This is a genomic window from Xylocopilactobacillus apis (assembly GCF_033095965.1).
Classification (GTDB): Bacteria; Bacillota; Bacilli; order Lactobacillales; family Lactobacillaceae; genus Xylocopilactobacillus; species Xylocopilactobacillus apis.
In genome coordinates this window covers 699283-715951 of the sequence record NZ_AP026801.1, presented here as the reverse complement: position 1 = coordinate 715951, position 16669 = coordinate 699283, and the positions used below count along the sequence as shown (strand labels likewise).

The 16669-nt window shown below is 35.1% G+C and carries 16 protein-coding genes; all 16 read right to left on the bottom strand.

What is annotated here, in order from left to right; all coding sequences use genetic code 11:
- Positions 1-42: 42 nt before the first annotated feature.
- The 16 genes from R8749_RS03305 to ftsY all read right to left on the bottom strand — a co-directional run bounded on the left by R8749_RS03305 (position 43) and on the right by ftsY (position 16667).
- Complete coding sequence (locus tag R8749_RS03305) at positions 43-2640, bottom strand: leucine-rich repeat protein (RefSeq protein ID WP_317697982.1); 2598 nt, start codon at positions 2638-2640, stop codon at positions 43-45.
- Between the two features lie 260 nt (positions 2641-2900).
- Complete coding sequence (locus tag R8749_RS03300; RefSeq protein ID WP_317697981.1) at positions 2901-3758, bottom strand: alpha/beta fold hydrolase; 858 nt, start codon at positions 3756-3758, stop codon at positions 2901-2903.
- Positions 3759-3843: 85 nt separating this feature from the next.
- Positions 3844-5868, bottom strand: coding sequence for a hypothetical protein (locus R8749_RS03295; protein WP_317697980.1), 2025 nt, complete (start codon positions 5866-5868; stop codon positions 3844-3846).
- Positions 5869-5973: 105 nt separating this feature from the next.
- Entirely contained in the window at positions 5974-7767 is a 1794-nt protein-coding gene (locus R8749_RS03290; RefSeq protein WP_317697979.1) for an ABC transporter ATP-binding protein, read from the bottom strand.
- Positions 7760-9511 carry an ABC transporter ATP-binding protein gene (locus R8749_RS03285; RefSeq protein ID WP_317697978.1) on the bottom strand — a complete coding sequence of 584 codons (1752 nt, stop codon included), beginning with the start codon at positions 9509-9511 and terminating at the stop codon, positions 7760-7762. The genes R8749_RS03290 and R8749_RS03285 overlap by 8 nt, the downstream gene beginning before the upstream one ends.
- 2 nt (positions 9512-9513) lie before the next feature.
- Positions 9514-9747 (bottom strand): YneF family protein, encoded by a 234-nt coding sequence (locus R8749_RS03280; protein WP_317697976.1) that lies wholly within the window; start codon positions 9745-9747, stop codon positions 9514-9516.
- A gap of 18 nt (positions 9748-9765) precedes the next feature.
- The gene (locus R8749_RS03275; protein WP_317697975.1) at positions 9766-10002 is read right to left on the bottom strand and encodes a DUF896 domain-containing protein; all 237 of its coding nucleotides are present in this window, start codon (positions 10000-10002) and stop codon (positions 9766-9768) included.
- Positions 10003-10135: 133 nt separating this feature from the next.
- Positions 10136-10486: a 50S ribosomal protein L19 gene (gene rplS / locus R8749_RS03270; protein ID WP_317697974.1), complete on the bottom strand. Its 351-nt coding sequence runs from the start codon at positions 10484-10486 to the stop codon at positions 10136-10138.
- Positions 10487-10503: 17 nt separating this feature from the next.
- Positions 10504-11199, bottom strand: a complete 696-nt coding sequence (trmD, locus tag R8749_RS03265; RefSeq protein WP_317697973.1) for a tRNA (guanosine(37)-N1)-methyltransferase TrmD — start codon at positions 11197-11199, stop codon at positions 10504-10506.
- The gene (gene rimM / locus R8749_RS03260; protein ID WP_317697971.1) at positions 11189-11707 is read right to left on the bottom strand and encodes a ribosome maturation factor RimM; all 519 of its coding nucleotides are present in this window, start codon (positions 11705-11707) and stop codon (positions 11189-11191) included. The genes trmD and rimM overlap by 11 nt, the downstream gene beginning before the upstream one ends.
- The gene (locus R8749_RS03255; RefSeq protein WP_317697970.1) at positions 11700-11951 is read right to left on the bottom strand and encodes a KH domain-containing protein; all 252 of its coding nucleotides are present in this window, start codon (positions 11949-11951) and stop codon (positions 11700-11702) included. Before R8749_RS03255 ends, rimM begins: the two co-directional genes overlap by 8 nt.
- 10 nt (positions 11952-11961) lie before the next feature.
- A complete protein-coding gene (rpsP, locus tag R8749_RS03250) occupies positions 11962-12237 on the bottom strand; it encodes a 30S ribosomal protein S16 (RefSeq protein ID WP_317636103.1) in 276 nt (91 codons plus the stop codon).
- Positions 12238-12442: 205 nt separating this feature from the next.
- A complete protein-coding gene (locus R8749_RS03245) occupies positions 12443-13360 on the bottom strand; it encodes an Rpn family recombination-promoting nuclease/putative transposase (RefSeq protein ID WP_317697969.1) in 918 nt (305 codons plus the stop codon).
- Positions 13361-13447: 87 nt separating this feature from the next.
- Positions 13448-14890 (bottom strand): signal recognition particle protein, encoded by a 1443-nt coding sequence (gene ffh, locus R8749_RS03240; RefSeq protein WP_317697967.1) that lies wholly within the window; start codon positions 14888-14890, stop codon positions 13448-13450.
- On the bottom strand, positions 14890-15222 hold the full coding sequence (ylxM, locus tag R8749_RS03235) for a YlxM family DNA-binding protein (RefSeq protein ID WP_317697966.1): 333 nt from the start codon (positions 15220-15222) through the stop codon (positions 14890-14892). The genes ffh and ylxM overlap by 1 nt, the downstream gene beginning before the upstream one ends.
- Positions 15222-16667, bottom strand: a complete 1446-nt coding sequence (gene ftsY, locus R8749_RS03230) for a signal recognition particle-docking protein FtsY (RefSeq protein WP_317697965.1) — start codon at positions 16665-16667, stop codon at positions 15222-15224. Before ftsY ends, ylxM begins: the two co-directional genes overlap by 1 nt.
- Positions 16668-16669 lie beyond the last annotated feature (2 nt).

Sequence of the window (16669 nt, the reverse complement as noted above, 5' to 3'; positions counted from 1 at the left end):
TTTTATCATAGCAATAACCTAAAAAATCACTTAACTAATTTATTAAGGATAATCACTCACAACAGTCCAAGAAATTTTGGCCCTATAGTTGCCGGCACTGCCAACTCGCGGAATAAATAGTGAAGTATTTTCGCTTTTAAAAGATACGGTCCAATTACCTTTATTTGAAGCTGTTAGACTATCAAATAAAATTGTTGCTGTTTGATCAGTTGAAGAAATATTGTATTGACTAGATGTAAAAGAAGGCTTTGTCAGAGAATCAAGATTTCCATCCTTTTCAATCATGCTGTTATCTGCATTAATTTTAATTGTTCCATCAACGTCAGGACCGCCATGCCCAACAGGCATAAAATTACTCATTTGAGCCGTAAGCTGGATATTAGATACTCCACTTCCAATATGGAAGCCTAAACGAGCAGGACCATTTACTAATTTATTAGTTGATCCATTAAAATGCATGCTTCCAAAGTTTAAATTTGGCGGGGCTTTTGTAAAGAAAGACGATGTTTTTTTAGCATAATAAAAATCAATATGCGGATTGGTCCCCGTATCTTCTTTAAAAGTACCGTTTTGGGTATCTAAACCTGGACTAAAATGTCCTTCTGTATCACTAGATCCTACTAATTCATAATCACCAATCTGACTAACAGCTGCAAAAGACCAATTTAATCCAACGAATCCTTCAATGTTAGGAGTTACAGGGGCTCCCGGAACTGGTGTTGAACTTAAACTTCCGTCGTCGTTTATCTGAAAATAATTAATTTTAACCGATGATGTAGGAGTCGTTCTTTTAGTAACAATCACATTTGCCGTTGAAGAAGACCCTTGATACGAATACTCAACTGGATAAGTGCCTAATATATGAGTATCAACCGTTGTAGGATTTACCGTTATTTCAGAAAATGGGACATCATTACCTGCATTATCTACTGCACTGACAAAATTATCAACTGGATTCCAGGTGGAATCTTGAATAACAATAACATCTCGCACTCTAATATTGCTATCTCCAAAATCAACTGTATAAATCCCGTTGTAAGATTTATCCTCTTGACCACTTGAAGAAATATATCCATCAAAATTAAAGACAAACCTTGTCACATTTGCTGGAACATGAAAACTTCCATTTGAATAGGTAACACCGTTAGTCATATTAGAAAAAAGCAATTTTTTTGCTTGATCAATTCCGTCAATGTGTACATCAAACAGATCATCAACTGGAATATCTGTTTGATAAGTTAAATGTTTATAAATACTTTGTCCATTGAATGTTTGATCCCCAATTCCAATTGGTGCATTATAAGGACTCATTTCAATGTCCCACAAATTGTTCCAAGAAAATGCATCATAAAGAAAATTTTGATACCCAAGTTTTGCTTGTGATGGAATTACGACTTTCTCTAATTTACCGCTCCAAAAAGCTTGATAACCTATTTCAGTAACGGTGTCTGGAATAATTAGTTCTTTTGCTTGAATAAATTGAAAAGCTTGAGGAGCAATCGTTTCGAGTCCATTTTCTAAAATCAATTTTTTTATTGGATTTACTGAAAATGCATCTTTACCAATTGTCTTTATCGTACCTGGCACTGTTAAATCAGTGATTTTGGCATATTGAAAACAGCCGTTAGGAATTGATGTTAACGTTGATGGAATCGTTAAGCTTGATATTTCAGTACTTGCAAAAGCCTCTATCCCTATACTTAACAACCCTTCTGGTAAAACTAAACTACCCTGCATCTTTTTACAAGATTCAAAAGCTTTTTCTCCGATCGCAGTAAGTTTAGATCCTGTCTCAAAATTTAAACTACTTACGCCATTTGAACAACATGCAAAAAAAGCTGTATCTTTGATTTCAGTCACATTTTTTGGAATTGTAATTATTCCTTGAAGATTACTACAATAGGCAAAAGCAGCTGTTGGTATTATCGATAATTTAGAATCAGCTCCAAAAGTAAGTGTTTTAAGACTCGTACAACTTTGAAAAGCACCATATCCCATTGTTGTTAAATTAGTAGGAAGATCAATTCTTTGCAAAGAAGTGTCATTCGTAAACGCCCAATCACCCATTGAAATTAGACTCTCAGGCAAATTACAGCTAACAAGCTTTGGATCATTTTGAAGAGAAGATCCATCAATTGAAGTGATCCCTTCATTCAAAGATACTGTTTCAAGATTTGCACAACTGCTGGCAAAATTTGTTCCCAATTTATTAAGGTTTCTACCAGTAGTAATGCTTTTTACATAATTGTTTGTGAAAAAAACTGCTCCTGAGGTAGTTATCCGATAAATCTTTCCATTGTAATCAACGGTATCTGGCATCACTACAATAGGATCAGTTCCGTTATACTTAACTACATTGCACGTTAAATTAAGATCATTGAAAGAATCAAAAGTAAAATCACTTACGTCAGTTTCCCCAATTCTGACCAAACTTTTTTTTGAATCATTTTTGCCTGTTGAATTATTTTCAACTTTATTATTAGAAGGCGCTTTTAAACTTTCGTTGACAGCAGAGTCTTCATTAATGTTGCCGTCTGCACGAGAAAGAAAACCATTCGTAACCTGTAGGAAAATCAAAGTAAGAATTAAAAGAAATGAAAAAATAAAAGTAAATGTAAATTTTAAACTCTTTTTTTTCATTCCGATATTTTCTTCCTTTCTATGCACATAGTTTTAGCATTATATTTAAGATATTTCTTATTATAATTTGAATTTGAATTATTATTGTCCGAAATTTAAAAATAAATATTATAATTTTTGAAATAAAACTTCAATATCTTAGATAAATAAAATAATCTATATCTTTGAACATTATGTGATATTAATTCAAAAAATCAAAAAAGAAAGTTCTAATAATTTTTTACAAATTTTATAAGGTAAAAATTATTGAAAAAATAAATTCATAACCTCAGCTTTTTCTGAAAGAAAAAAGTCTCTACTTCATCAAAGACCGTATTATTTTCAACAAGCCATGCATGAGCAACTTTTTCTTTTAATTCATGATCTTCATACTCTCTACTGTGACCATATAACATTTTGCCGGCTTTAACACTTTCTACTGGAACAATCCCGTCTGAATCATCTTCAAGATTACTATAAATGTTACTTACTTCAATATTCCGTGGCAGTTTATTCTTTGCCGCGAGTAATGGTTTTAAGTCACTAGAAATTGTTTTTAATTTATTATGATTATCAAGCTTGTTTTCGTCTGCTTCAATTCCATTGAAAGGAGCTCCTAAAAACATTAATTTATCTGGAATTGGATCACCATTTTTGACATGAGATTCTAAATAATAAGTGATAATCAAACCTCCATTAGAGTGACCTAAATAATTGAATTTCTTAAATTTATAATACTTTTTTAAATATTGAAAAGCATTGCCTAACCATTGTCCTTGCGCTGGAACAGATTCATCACTACTGTCAGCAAAACCAATCACGACAATCGGAATTTTGTCTGTTTTATGTAAATTTCCTTGAGAAGTCACTTTACCTTTTTGATCTACTGTTAATTTTAACCAATTAACTCCTTTTTCGTCTTTTTTGAGCTGATCAATCATTGTGTCATAACTATCAGCGGTCCCACCTGATCCTGGAACCATAATTAGTGGCTCTTTGATTGTTACTTTTCCTGATTTTAAACTTGGAAATTCTGCAACTTGCGGTTTAGAATCGACTTTTTTTGATAAATAAATTGCTCCAAATACTAAAATGCAAACTAAACCAATTATGGTTCCTATTAGAAACTTTTTCTTCAAATGATCACCTCCAATAAAACAAAAGAATAGCCTTATTTTAGAATGACCACTCTCTAAAATAAAGCTCGTAATTTGGTTTGTTAATTTATTTCTTGACCAAATACATCAAACTGAGTCCTGAAATATTCACGGGTAAAATATAATCATTACCTACTTTTTTTGCAGTTAGAGTTTGATGAACAACATCGGAACCATCTCTAAAAGATACCTCAAACTCGATATTAGCTTCGAACTCATTAGGTAAATGAAGCTTAATTTCTTTATAGTCATCCAATGAAAAATTAGCTAAAACTAGTGCTAAATGGTGATTATCCTCTCCAACGCTGACGTTTACTGCCGGCATTTCTGAAACGTAAGGAAGCTCACAATATTTACTTAAGATTTCTTGGAAAATATCTGCTTTAAAGTTAGTATATTGATCACCATAACCATATTTAGGATCTACCGCCAGTGGCATTAACAAGGTTTTCTTATTAACTAATGCCATTACTGAACCAAGTTTTTCAGTTTTCGCGTTATAAGCATCGGATAATATTTGGGTATCAGAACCTTTTTGATAATCATTCTGCAGGTAAGCTCCTATATGCTGCAGCATGCTTACTCGTGGTTTTTCAATTCCTTCCATTGATTTGCGATATTCTTCAAATGACTGATAATTAGTTCTTTCCTCATGCCAAGTACTATCTTCAATATTTAGAAGATCTTGCAATCCTAAATCGATAACGACCTGAATTGCTTCTCCATCAAGAATTACAAAATTATCTTCCAGCAACTGACGAACTTTTGAAGCATCAAATCCTCTTAGCACCTGACCTGAAATCGCAATTGTCGCGTTATGATATTCTTGTCCGTCATAGAAAACGGGTACGGTCGGAATTCCAAAAGTTGATAGTAAGGAAACCCACTGATAGGCAGTCGGATAAAGGCCTGCTAATGTTCCCGGCTGAGAATTTACGCGGTAAAATGATTCGTCCTGATTTAGCAAGACTTTTACACCTTGACGCTGATTTAATTTATGTGATGTTAAAAATTCCATTAATGAACGAGATTCTTGCAGCATTGAAGCATAATCAAAGCTTTTAACAACTCCACTGCCAATCATGTCATATAAATTTAAAAGAATCCCATCAGCCGGCAAGATTGCCGTTGACTCGATCTGAAACTGCGTAAATCGTTTAGATTTAGCATAAGGAGAGTACATATAATTCTCTAACTCTGGAAAAATTTGAATATCATCCGGCACCAAGGCAGCAGTAGTTCTCGTATATTGGTTAAACACTCGTGAATAGATTACCCCTGCAACTTCTTCATAAGCTGGCAGATGCGGTCTTACCGCAGCTCCGACAGACCCTGCTAACGTTCTAAGCAGCTTATGCCAGTCTCGTCCTTCCATCGCATGCATTTCGGGAAACGAACACATCAATCCTAAACGAGTTTTCGGCGACACTTCATGAACTCTCTTTTCAATGCCCGCAGCTGCATCAATCATTTCTTCTCTTGCAACTGCCAAATAAACTTGCCGTTCTTTAGTGGGAGCTCCATCTTCTAATATCCGATTAACAAAATCTTCTCGACTGATTTCGTAACCAAGTTTTTTAGAATAAATTTCCATATGCCGCTCACAAAAACAGCCAGTTGTAATATGTGGCGTATGCTTGTAATGCTTAAAGTCATCTTCTAACCAAAGATAATCGGGTTTAATTGTGGCATAGTGTCCATATATTCGAGCAATATATTTTTTCCATTTAGGATCCGCAGGACAAGCAACTGCAACTGCTGATTCACCAGTATAATCAACCATCGGAGAAAAGCCTAAAACAGGATTAATTTTTGGCCCCCGATCACTATGCAAAAGCGTTGTCCAAGGATTTACACTAACACTCACACCCATTTCATGAAGCTTAGGAGTCAGTTCCTTCATGATATCAAGCCACTCGTCAGCCTCAACTTCTGTTACATGACCGCGATTTAATTCTTCTTGATTGAGGAAAAAAGTGACTCCATCAGTTGTGCTTTCTGATAAAAAATCAATTAAATCTTGTTTTTGTTGTTCACTAAATGTTTTGGGATCAAATGAATAGCGAAGATCATAACGATATTGATGTTCCATTAATACTGCCTTTCATCTATAATCTACGTTCTATTGTAAGGTAAAAGCGCTTTAATTTAAACGGATTTTTCCATAAAAAAACCTGAGAAAAATCTCAGGCAATTTTTAATCTACTGTACTATGCTGAAGTTTAAACATCTTAGCATAATAACCACCTTTATTAATCAATGTTTCATGAGTTCCAGCTTCAATAATTTGTCCGTCATCGAGAACTAAAATCTGATTAGCATCAACAATAGTTGAAAGTCGATGTGCTATTGCAATCGTAGTCCGACCGTTCTTCATTGATGCAAGACTAGCTTGAATCTGCTCCTCAGTTTGAGTATCGATATTAGCAGTTGCTTCATCAAGAACCAAAATTTTCGGGTCAGTAACGACCGTTCTGGCAAATGCTAAAAGCTGCTTTTCACCAGTGGAAAATTGCTTTCCTCCTTCAATAACCGTTTCGTTATATTGCTGCGGTAATTTTTCGATAAATCGATCTGCATGAACAATTTGTGCAGCTTGTTTAACTTGTTCATCAGTAATTTTATGATTGAACATCCGAATATTAGATTTAACATCACCATAAAAAATAAATGAATCCTGCAGAACCAAGCCGAGCTTCTTTCTGATCTCAGAAATTGGATAATCACGAATATCTCGATCATCAATCAGAACTTCTCCCGATCCAAATTCATAAAACCTCATTAAAACATTAATGATTGAACTTTTGCCGCTTCCAGTGTGTCCTACTAAAGCCAAAGTTTCACCCGGTTCAACGACAAATGAGATATCTTTTAAAATCTGATCCTTGCCATTATAAGAAAAAGTCACGTGACGAAATTCGACTTTTCCTTTAGTAATTTCAAGACCTTCTTTTGGGTGCTGTTTAGGATTTTTGATATCACTATCCATAATCCGAAAAATTCGGCTTCCAGACACAATCCCATCTTGGAAAGTAGACAAAACATCCATGATATTAACAAAAGGATTAAAGAAATTACTTGCTAAATTAACAAATAAAAATACATACCCAACCTCAATTGAATTATGAAAACTCATAATTCCAAAAAATGAAAGGATTAAAATGTTTGCTAATCCATTTAAGAGATTGATAATCGGGGCAAGCAATAAAGCGTTCATTTTAATTACATCTTTTCGTGCCTTATAATATGCATCATTCGTTTTATCAAACTCTTTTTGAATTCTTTTTTCCTGGCGAAACCGTTGAATAATGTTAATTCCTTCGACTGATTCAGAAATTTTAACGTTGATTTCTGACAATCGCTGGCGCATCTGACGATAGTTCTTAGTACTTACATAGAAATAAATTCTCGCAATAATTAAAATTACCGGAATGAAGCACATTAAATATAGAGTTAACTGAACGTTTTTAAAATAAAGCGTCACTAGTGAAGTAACAATTGAGACAATACCTGCTACGATTGCGTAAAAAAGGTACCAAAAATCGTTCATTGTCTCGGTATCATTAACTAATCGAGACACAATTGAACCCGCAGGAACTCGATCAAAAAATGTCATTCCAAGGCCCATCACTTTTTTGTATAGGTCTTTACGAAGATCCTGCTTTGCTCTTTCCATCCCGTTGTAATACACAAATGCTGAAATATATTGGGTTATAACCCTAATAAATACAAAAACTAAATAAGATAGCGTAAAACCCAACAATAATTTTGCTGCCGTCTGTCCCTGCTTTAAATGCTGATCCAAAAGAGTTTGAATCAAAGTCATCATCTCAATATAAGTAATACTTGAAACAACTCCTAAAACCACAGAAAAAATTAAATGCCAGGGATATTTAAGAAGATAGCGATTGAGCCGATTAATAATTTGAAATTGTTCTTTAAGCGTAAAGTGTTTGGCCCAGACTGATTCATTTTGTTCATCATTAACCATCTGTTAAACCTCCCATCCGGTCTGATTCCTGTTTATTCCAAGTATCGTAATACCAGCCTTTTGCAGCAAGCAGTTCATCGTGATTTCCACGTTCTGATATCTTTCCGTTACTCATAACTATTATTTCATTTGCATTCATTACACTGCTTAAACGCTGAGCCAAAATAATTGTCGTTTTTCCGCTTCGTTCATACTTTAAATTATGCAGAATATTTTTTTCAGTTAAAGCATCGACTGCTGATAAAGCGTCATCAAGAATTAGAATATCAGGATCAGTAATTAGAGCTCTCGCAATCGCAATACGCTGCTGCTGTCCGCCTGAAAGCGAAACTCCTCTTTGTCCTACTTTAGTATCGTATTGTTCTGGAAATTCACTAATATCTTTATCAATATCAGCAATATGAGCTGCTTTTTTAACTTCATCCATTGAAGCTTCAAAGCGCGCAAATTTAATATTTTCCGCAATACTTGAGGTGAACAAAAAGTTATCTTGTGGAACATAACCAATTGCTTTTAAATAAGAATCAAGTGAGTAATCTTTGATGTTTTTGCCTGAGTAAACTATTTCACCGTTATAATCGTCAAAAGTCCGCAGTAATAATTTAATAATGCTGCTCTTCCCAGCCCCAACGGGTCCCACAATACCTAAGATCTGACCTTTCTTTAAATCAAAGTTCACGTTAGTTAACGCAGTTTTGGAATCATCCGGATACTTAAATTCCTCAATGTGATAATTTAAATCGCCACTTGGAATTTGATGATCGTCATGAATTGATTCAATGATGCTGCTTTTTTCATGCATCAAAAAGTTAATTCGATCATAACTAGCGTTCCCCCGCTCTACGATATTAAAAATCTGTCCAATCGCAAACATCGGCCAAGTTAAATTTAAAATATAAGAAAAATAAGATACTAATTTTCCAACTGTTAAAGTCCCAGCTGCTACCATTCCGCCACCGATAAAAATGGTTAAAACATAAGTCATTCCAATGAAAAGCTGAGAAGATAAATCGAACAATGGATCAATATAGAAAATTTTACGAGCTGCTCGATAAGAACTTTGAGTCATTTGAGCAAAATCTTCGTAATCTTCTTTTTCCTGCCCTAAAGCTTTGATAACTTTGATCCCGCTCATACTCTCTTGTGCTTTATCATCAAGCCGTGAGAATGATGCCTGATATCGATCAAAAGCCTTGTGCATCCATTGACCTAATAGGAAAGCTGTTACAGCTAGAAAAGGCATCGGTATCAATGTCATTGCTGTTAGCTTAGGACTAACAATAAAAACCATAGCAAAAATTGTTGTCAAACCGGTTACAACTGCGTCGACCAGTGATAAGACCCCGCTTCCGACAACCTGCTGAACTGCATTAATATCATTAGTGGCATGAGCCATTAAATCGCCGACGCGATATTTTTGAAAAAACTTTTCATCCATTTGTAAGTAATGTTGAAAAAGTCTTCTTCTTAAAGTTTGTTCTAATTTGGCCGCTCCACCAAAAAGGGCGTAACGCCAAATAAAACGCATTCCGTAATCAACTAATGTTAAAACTAATATCAAAAAAACCTGGAATAATAACTTGTTCCAGGTCAGAGTGTGTTTATTAAGCTCATCAACAATTAAGCCAATAATATAAGGAGGCAGCATATGGATTATTGCAAGGAATAAAAGATCTGCAATCCCAATTAAATACCGCTTCCATTCAGCTTTAATAAACCACGAAAGTTTCGAAAATATATTCATCCTTACTTCTTTCGTTTATTTGCTTTGCGCTGCGCATCTTTCATACTTTCCATGACCTGGTGTAATTTTTTACTTGATGGTGTTTGTCCCATCTGCATCATCATCGCGCGCATCATATCTTCTGTAATCGGTGGATTTTCAACCAATTGTTTTTTAATCGTTGAACGAGCAATAAAAATTCCAATTACTACTCCACCACAAAGGCCAATAACTAAGGCCAAAATAATCCATGCCATTAATCTCTCTCCCTAAATTTAATCTTTTCGTAACCCTTTTTTCTTTTGAATTTCTTTTAGTTTTTCAGGTGTTACATCGTTTCCTTCTGGATCAATAACCTTTAAACTTTCAATCTGCGAACGAAAGCCTTTCTTGAATTCTTCCAAATACTTTTGGCGTAATTCAGCTTGTTCCTTCTTTTCTTCTTCAGAAAGCCCAACGGTCTTCTGTAAGTGAGCTAATTCATTGATTCGTTCTAAATATTTATTTTCCATTTTTTCACCCACCGATCTTTTTACCGTAAAACATTGATTACTAGTATAAAATAAATACCAATTTTCGGCAAATTATTACTTGAAAAAAACAAAAGAAAAAGCCCTCAATCCAAGGACTTTTGCTGATTGTTGATTACTTTCTAACTTCTTTAATACGAGCTGCTTTACCACGAAGTTTACGGAAGTAATACAATTTAGCTCTTCTAACTTTACCGATTTTAATAACTTCGATCTTTGCAACACGTGGTGAATGAAGAGGAAATGTTCTTTCCACTCCAACACCGCTAGAAATTTTACGAACTGTATAAGTGGCACTGATACTATCTCCACCTTTACGTTTGATTACAACACCTTCAAAAATCTGGATTCTTTCGCGCTTACCTTCGACGATCCGAGCATGAACTCTGATCGTATCTCCGGCTTTAAATTTAGGAAGATCCGTTTTCTTTTGATCTTTTGTAACTTCTTCAATAACTGGATTCATTCTAACCTCCAAAAATATTAACTATCATTTGTATCTTGTGCCATAAACTTTTGATATAAGTCTGGCCTTTTTTCTTGCGTTCTTTTTATTGCTTCTTGTAATTGATAATCTCTAATTGCTTGATGATCGCCGCTAACTAAAATATCAGGCACTTGCATCCCCCTAAATTCACGGGGTCTCGTATACTGCGGATACTCCAGTAAATAATGGGAAAAAGATTCTGTCTCAGTCGAATCGCTGTTGCCTAACACTCCAGGAATCAATCGAATAATACTATCTAACATGACCATGCTGGCAAGTTCACCGCCTGATAAGACAAAATCTCCTAAGGAAACTTCATCAGTAGCTAAACTTTTGATTCTTTCATCGTATCCTTCGTAGTGCCCGCAGATGAAAACTAAATGCTCACTTTGGGATAAATCACTCGCTAGTGCTTGATCAAATGTTTTGCCGCCGGGATCTAAAATAATAGTCCGCGGAGAATCACTTTGATCGATTGTATCATAGGCACTAAAAATCGGTTGAGGCATCAAAAGCATTCCGGGTCCACCGCCAAATGGTGCATCGTCGACATGCCGCTGTTTATTGTCCGTAAAATCTCGAAAATTAATAAGATTTAACTTTACTAATTCACTTTCAAAAGATTTTCCAATGACCGAAGACTCTAAAGCTGCAAACATCTCAGGAAAAAGGGTTAAAACATCAACTTTCATCTGCGTATAATTCCAAATCAATAATTATTTTTTGATTCACAAGGTCAACGCTTTTAATAAAATCTGTTGTATACGGTAATAAAATTTCTTTTCCTGCTTGGTTTTCAATCACCCAAACATCGTTTGGTCCATATTTTAAAACATCTTTTAACTTGCCGTATTTCTCTTGATTAACCGTATATACTGGTAAATCTACTACATCAGAAACATAAAATTCATCTTTTTCTAACTGATCATTACGCTCAGTTACAAAAAGTGTTTGACCGACAAAATCTTCAACTTGATTGATATCATTAAGGTCTTTAAACGTTATGAACCAAAAACCTGCTTGTTCACGGCTTTTGGCTATTTCTACTGGAATATCTCCACTTTTAGATTTAATCAAAAGTTTTGAACCAATTTTAAAGCGCGTTGGAAAATCAGTAGTTGATTTAACTTTTAATTCTCCTTTAAGACCATGAGTTTTTAAAATAATTCCTACTTGAAAGAAGTTTTGATTTTTAGTCATTATTACCAATAACAGAGACTTGAACTTTCTTTAACCCAAGGTGCCCGAAAGCTCGAATAATCTGCTGAATATTTTCAGCAACGCTGCCATTACGACCAATTAGCCGACCAACATCACTTGGTGCTGAATGAATAATAAATTGAATTACATCCGGTTGATCATCAATCTCTATATCCAACTTATCTTCATATGCCACTAAAGGCGCAATTAACGTCCTGACCATTTTGTTTAGATCATCATTCATATTTTATCAATTATTTTTTTGTATATTTTTCGTCGTGATATTTCTTCATGACGCCAAGGTTAGAAAGAAAACTTCTGACCGTATCAGATGGCTGAGCACCTTTCTTTAACCAATCTAATGCCTTATCTTGATCTAATTCTAATTTTTGAGGATTAGCTAAAGGATCAAAATAACCTAACTGTTCGATGTAACGGCCATCACGGGGCATTCTAGAATCAGCTACTACGATCCGATAAAACGGCTTCTTTTTTCTACCAATTCTCGTCATTCTAATTTTTACTGCCATTAAACGTACTCCTTTTGTTAAGATAACTTAAATATTCTACCAACTTTTTTGGGTGGTGTAAAGTATTTTTACTTGACAGTTTTTTGAACATTTCAACACTAGTATCGGTGTCAGCAATTCAAATTTAAGTTAAAAAACTATGCAATGTAGTTAATAACAAATTTTAAATACTAAAAAAGCAGATTTTACTCTGCTTCATCTATTGTTAATTTAGTTTTTTAATTTCCTCGTAACTAAGTCCAGTAATGTTCTGAATAAGTTCAATGTCTAAGCCTTCGTCTAACATCTTACTGGCATCTTCAAGTTTAGCTTTATTAATTCCTTCTTCAAGGCCTTGCTCCAAGCCCTGCTCCAAACCTTGTTCTAAACCCTGTTCCAAACCCTGCTCCATCGCTTGTTTTCTCGCATAAGCAAGACTGCTCTCATTATCTGCTTTGATTCTCTCAATTTCACTTAACATTTCTCTCTCCTCCTCACTGAAATTAATGTATTCTGCTTTTCTGTGCGCATCTTTGATGTAATTAGGTGCTTTTTTTCCAACCGGTTTACCTTTAAAATATTGAAACCATTCAATCACATCTGCTGGTAGATTATCAGCCGCTTTCTTAAGCTCAACTATTACCATCTTCATCAGCTGTCTGCCGTCTCCACCGTTAAATGTATCTTTAGTTTCTCTTATTGTCGTTTCAACCGTATGAATCGGCAACTCATCATCAAAAAAATTATGATATAAAACTACGATTTGATACACCGGTCTTAACGAATTGTACTTATCCGTTTCAATATCTGCCAGTCCTTTTATTCCATAATTCGCACTGTATTTCTCCGACCAATAGTGCATCAATCTTTCCGCTAAGTATAACTCAGGCAGGACCTGCAGTTCAACAATGATCCCTGTCCCATCTTCCAGCTGAGCATATAGATCAACAATGGTTACCTGAAGTCGGGCATTATTTTTGATTTCTTTAAGCGATCTGATGTTGTAAGGGGACCCGATTTTAATATCTTTTGCTTTGATGTGAAGAAAGTCCCAGATAAGACCTTTTAAAATGTGAATATTTTCTGGACTGGCAAAAGTTTTTTTGAAGACCAGATCGTTTGAAGGTAAAATATATTTTTTCATAAAACTCCTTTTGCATAATTTATTTGCCTACATCTAAAAATTACGCAAAAGGGTCAAAAAAATACCCGACGATGGGCATTAATTTGACTAGCTTGTTTTAAAACGTTTAACTTTCTTCAAACGTTTCATTTTCTTCTTTTTATTTTTCTTAATCATGGAATTCATTGCCATCTGACCAAGTTTGCCTTTGACACCTTGTCCCGCAAACATCTGATCCATGCCACCCATATTTCCTTTTTGCATCTTATTCATAAGGGTTGAAGTTTGTTTATATTGTTTAATCAAACGATTGACTTCCATTACATCACGGCCAGAACCTGCAGCAATTCGTTTTCTACGTTTTGGCGTTAAAAGATTAGCATCCATTCTCTCATCTGGAGTCATTGAGGACACAATTGCCCGCATATGAGCAAAATCTTTATCACCAAATTGGATATTAGAAGCTCCCGGCATGTTTGAAAGACCTGGGACCATTTTGACTAATTCATCAACTGGTCCCATTTTTTGAACTTGATTCATTTGTTCAATAAAATCATCTAAATCAAAATTATTTTCTTGAATCTTGCGTGCCAAATCTTGAGCTTGCTGTTCATCATACTGATGTTGGGCTTTTTCAACCAGAGATAAAATATCTCCCATTCCCAAAATTCTGCTAGCCATTCGATCTGGATAAAATACATCAAGATCGCTTAACTTTTCACCAGTTCCGACAAACTTAATTGGAACTCCTGTGTCATAGCGAATTGAAAGGGCAGCCCCACCTCTCGTATCGCCATCAAGTTTAGTTAAAACAACCCCGGTAATGCCTAAAGCGTCATTAAAATCATTTGCAACATCAACGGCAGTTTGACCAGTCATTGCATCAACAACTAGAAGAATTTCGGTCGGCTGAGTTAAATCTTTAATTCTCTTCAACTCATCCATCAACTCTTCGTCAATTGTTAATCGGCCAGCCGTATCAATAAAGACGTAGTCGTTGTTGTTTTCATGTGCTTTTTCAAGCCCATTTTTGACAATTTCGACTGGATCTACATCGGTCCCTTCGTCATAAACTGGTACGTTTAAAGTTTTACCAAGAGTTTTCAACTGATCGATCGCAGCGGGACGGTACACATCGGCTGCAATTAACAATGGTCTAGCATTATTTTCTTCAACTAGTTTTCGCGCTAACTTACCAACCGCAGTTGTTTTACCAGCACCTTGGAGACCAACCATCAAAACAATCGTCGGAATATGCTTAGATTTATTTAAACTTGCAGCCTCAGCACCCATTACATCTGTTAATTCATCGTTAACAATTTTAACGATCTGCTGATCAGGTGTAATACTCTCAAGAACATCAGCACCTATCGCCTTCTCTGACACTCGGCGGGTTATTTCACGAGTTACCTTCAAACTAACATCAGCTTCAAGCAAGGCTGCTCGAATTTCACGCATTGCGTTATCAAGATCAGTTTGATTAATTCGGCCTTTGCCGCTTATTTTCTTAAAAGTTTCTTTTAATCTTTCTGTTAATCCTTCAAATGCCATTAATTACCTCTTTCAAAATCCATAATTGTGCGGATTTTTTCGATTAAATCCTTTGGTGCCTGCTCTTTTTCTTCAGCCTGGTTCAAAACTTGCTCAAGTTGATCTAGCCGATTTAAAACACCAATTTTTTCTTCATAATTCTCTAACTGCTGAACTGAGCGCCGTAAATTTTCAGAAACTGCCTGCCGGCTAATTTTAAAATATTCGCCGATTTCATTTAATGAAAGATCTTCATCATAATAAAACGTCAAATAGTCACGCTGCTTATCAGTTAACAACTCGCCGTAAACATCAATTAATTGGGTAATCCGCAGTTTTTCTACGTAATTCATTATACTTGTAAGATTCCGCTGAAGAAACCACGCATGAATTCTACGGGATCAAAATCAACCAAATCATCTACGTGCTCTCCTAAACCAACTAATTTCACTGGAATGTTAAGTGACTTTTTAATTTGCAGGACAATTCCACCTTTGGCAGTTCCATCAAGCTTACTTAAAACGAGTCCTGATAATTTAGTTACTTGATTGAACTCTTTTGCCTGATTTAAGCCATTTTGCCCCGTGGTGGCATCAATTACCAGCAAAGTCTCTGTCGGATCAGTTTCGGCCTCTTTTTTGATCGTACGCTTAATTTTATCAAGCTCATTCATCAAATTCACTTTATTTTGAAGGCGTCCAGCTGTATCAATCATTAAATAGTCCGCGTTTTCCTCTTTTGCTCGATGAATTCCCTCAAAAACAAGTGATGCAGGATCTTGATTGGTTTTCCCTTTTACAATTTCTGCTCCGGTTTTTACTGCCCAGCGATCTAACTGCTCAGTAGCACCTGCTCTAAAAGTATCACCCGCAACTAAAATAACTTTTTTTCCTTCTTTAACGAGCCGATTGGCTAATTTACCAATTGTTGTAGTTTTGCCAGCACCATTTACACCGACAAATAGATAAATATTTAAACCATCTTGCTGATTAAGAGCTTTCCCTGCCTCATCAGTATCATAACTATCAACCAAATATTGAACAATCGCCTGTCCGATCTGTTCTTTAGTCTTAAGATTCTCTTCTTTAACCATTTCTTTAAGCTGGTCTGTTAAATCCATCGTTAATTCATAACCAACATCAGACTCAATTAAAAAATCTTCAAGATCATCAAAAAATTGATTATCAACTGTTCTAAATTTAGCTAAAAAGTGATTAAAGCCCGCAGCAAAACTATTTCGTGATTTTTTTAGGCCTGATTGATACTTTTGATCGGGCTTAGAGTCATCATTTTCTTTTTCAGGCTGATCTTCAGATGCAACTCCCGTTATATCAGTTTTTTCTTCAGTTTCATTAGAAGTAACTTCAATAGTCTCTTCTTCTTTTTGATCTTCACCATGATCAGATTCTTCAGGAGAATTATCTACTTCGATATTTTCTTCTTGATCGTTCTCATTTTTATCGGCTTTGTCTTCAGTTTCATTGGAAGTAACTTCAATTGTCTCTTTTTCTTTTTGATCTTTATCATGATCAGATTCTTCAGGAAAATTATCTACTTCATCTTTCTCTGATTCATGTGTTGGTATTTCTGCTTCTTCTGGCTCTTGATCTGAAATATCAGTCTCATCTGTTTTTTGATCTAAAGGTACATTGGTTTCAGAAGCAGGTCCTTCATCAGCAGAATCATTTTCGGATTCTTTTAAATCATCAGTCTCTGATAAATTTGCTTGTTCCTCATTTTTTTCTTCTTCAGAATTATTGCCAAAAAGTGACTTTTTTAATTTATCAAATAATCCCATCG

Coding starts and splice junctions, on each gene's coding strand:
- R8749_RS03285 (WP_317697978.1), bottom strand. CDS start 9,511: ATGAATATATTTTCGAAACTTTCGTGGTTTATTAAAGCTGAATGGAAG.
- R8749_RS03255 (WP_317697970.1), bottom strand. CDS start 11,951: ATGAATGATGATCTAAACAAAATGGTCAGGACGTTAATTGCGCCTTTA.
- R8749_RS03290 (WP_317697979.1), bottom strand. CDS start 7,767: ATGGTTAATGATGAACAAAATGAATCAGTCTGGGCCAAACACTTTACG.
- ffh (WP_317697967.1), bottom strand. CDS start 14,890: ATGGCATTTGAAGGATTAACAGAAAGATTAAAAGAAACTTTTAAGAAA.
- rpsP (WP_317636103.1), bottom strand. CDS start 12,237: ATGGCAGTAAAAATTAGAATGACGAGAATTGGTAGAAAAAAGAAGCCG.
- ftsY (WP_317697965.1), bottom strand. CDS start 16,667: ATGGGATTATTTGATAAATTAAAAAAGTCACTTTTTGGCAATAATTCT.
- R8749_RS03305 (WP_317697982.1), bottom strand. CDS start 2,640: ATGAAAAAAAAGAGTTTAAAATTTACATTTACTTTTATTTTTTCATTT.
- ylxM (WP_317697966.1), bottom strand. CDS start 15,222: ATGAATTACGTAGAAAAACTGCGGATTACCCAATTAATTGATGTTTAC.
- rimM (WP_317697971.1), bottom strand. CDS start 11,707: ATGACTAAAAATCAAAACTTCTTTCAAGTAGGAATTATTTTAAAAACT.
- R8749_RS03245 (WP_317697969.1), bottom strand. CDS start 13,360: ATGAAAAAATATATTTTACCTTCAAACGATCTGGTCTTCAAAAAAACT.
- R8749_RS03280 (WP_317697976.1), bottom strand. CDS start 9,747: ATGGCATGGATTATTTTGGCCTTAGTTATTGGCCTTTGTGGTGGAGTA.
- R8749_RS03295 (WP_317697980.1), bottom strand. CDS start 5,868: ATGGAACATCAATATCGTTATGATCTTCGCTATTCATTTGATCCCAAA.
- trmD (WP_317697973.1), bottom strand. CDS start 11,199: ATGAAAGTTGATGTTTTAACCCTTTTTCCTGAGATGTTTGCAGCTTTA.
- rplS (WP_317697974.1), bottom strand. CDS start 10,486: ATGAATCCAGTTATTGAAGAAGTTACAAAAGATCAAAAGAAAACGGAT.
- R8749_RS03275 (WP_317697975.1), bottom strand. CDS start 10,002: ATGGAAAATAAATATTTAGAACGAATCAATGAATTAGCTCACTTACAG.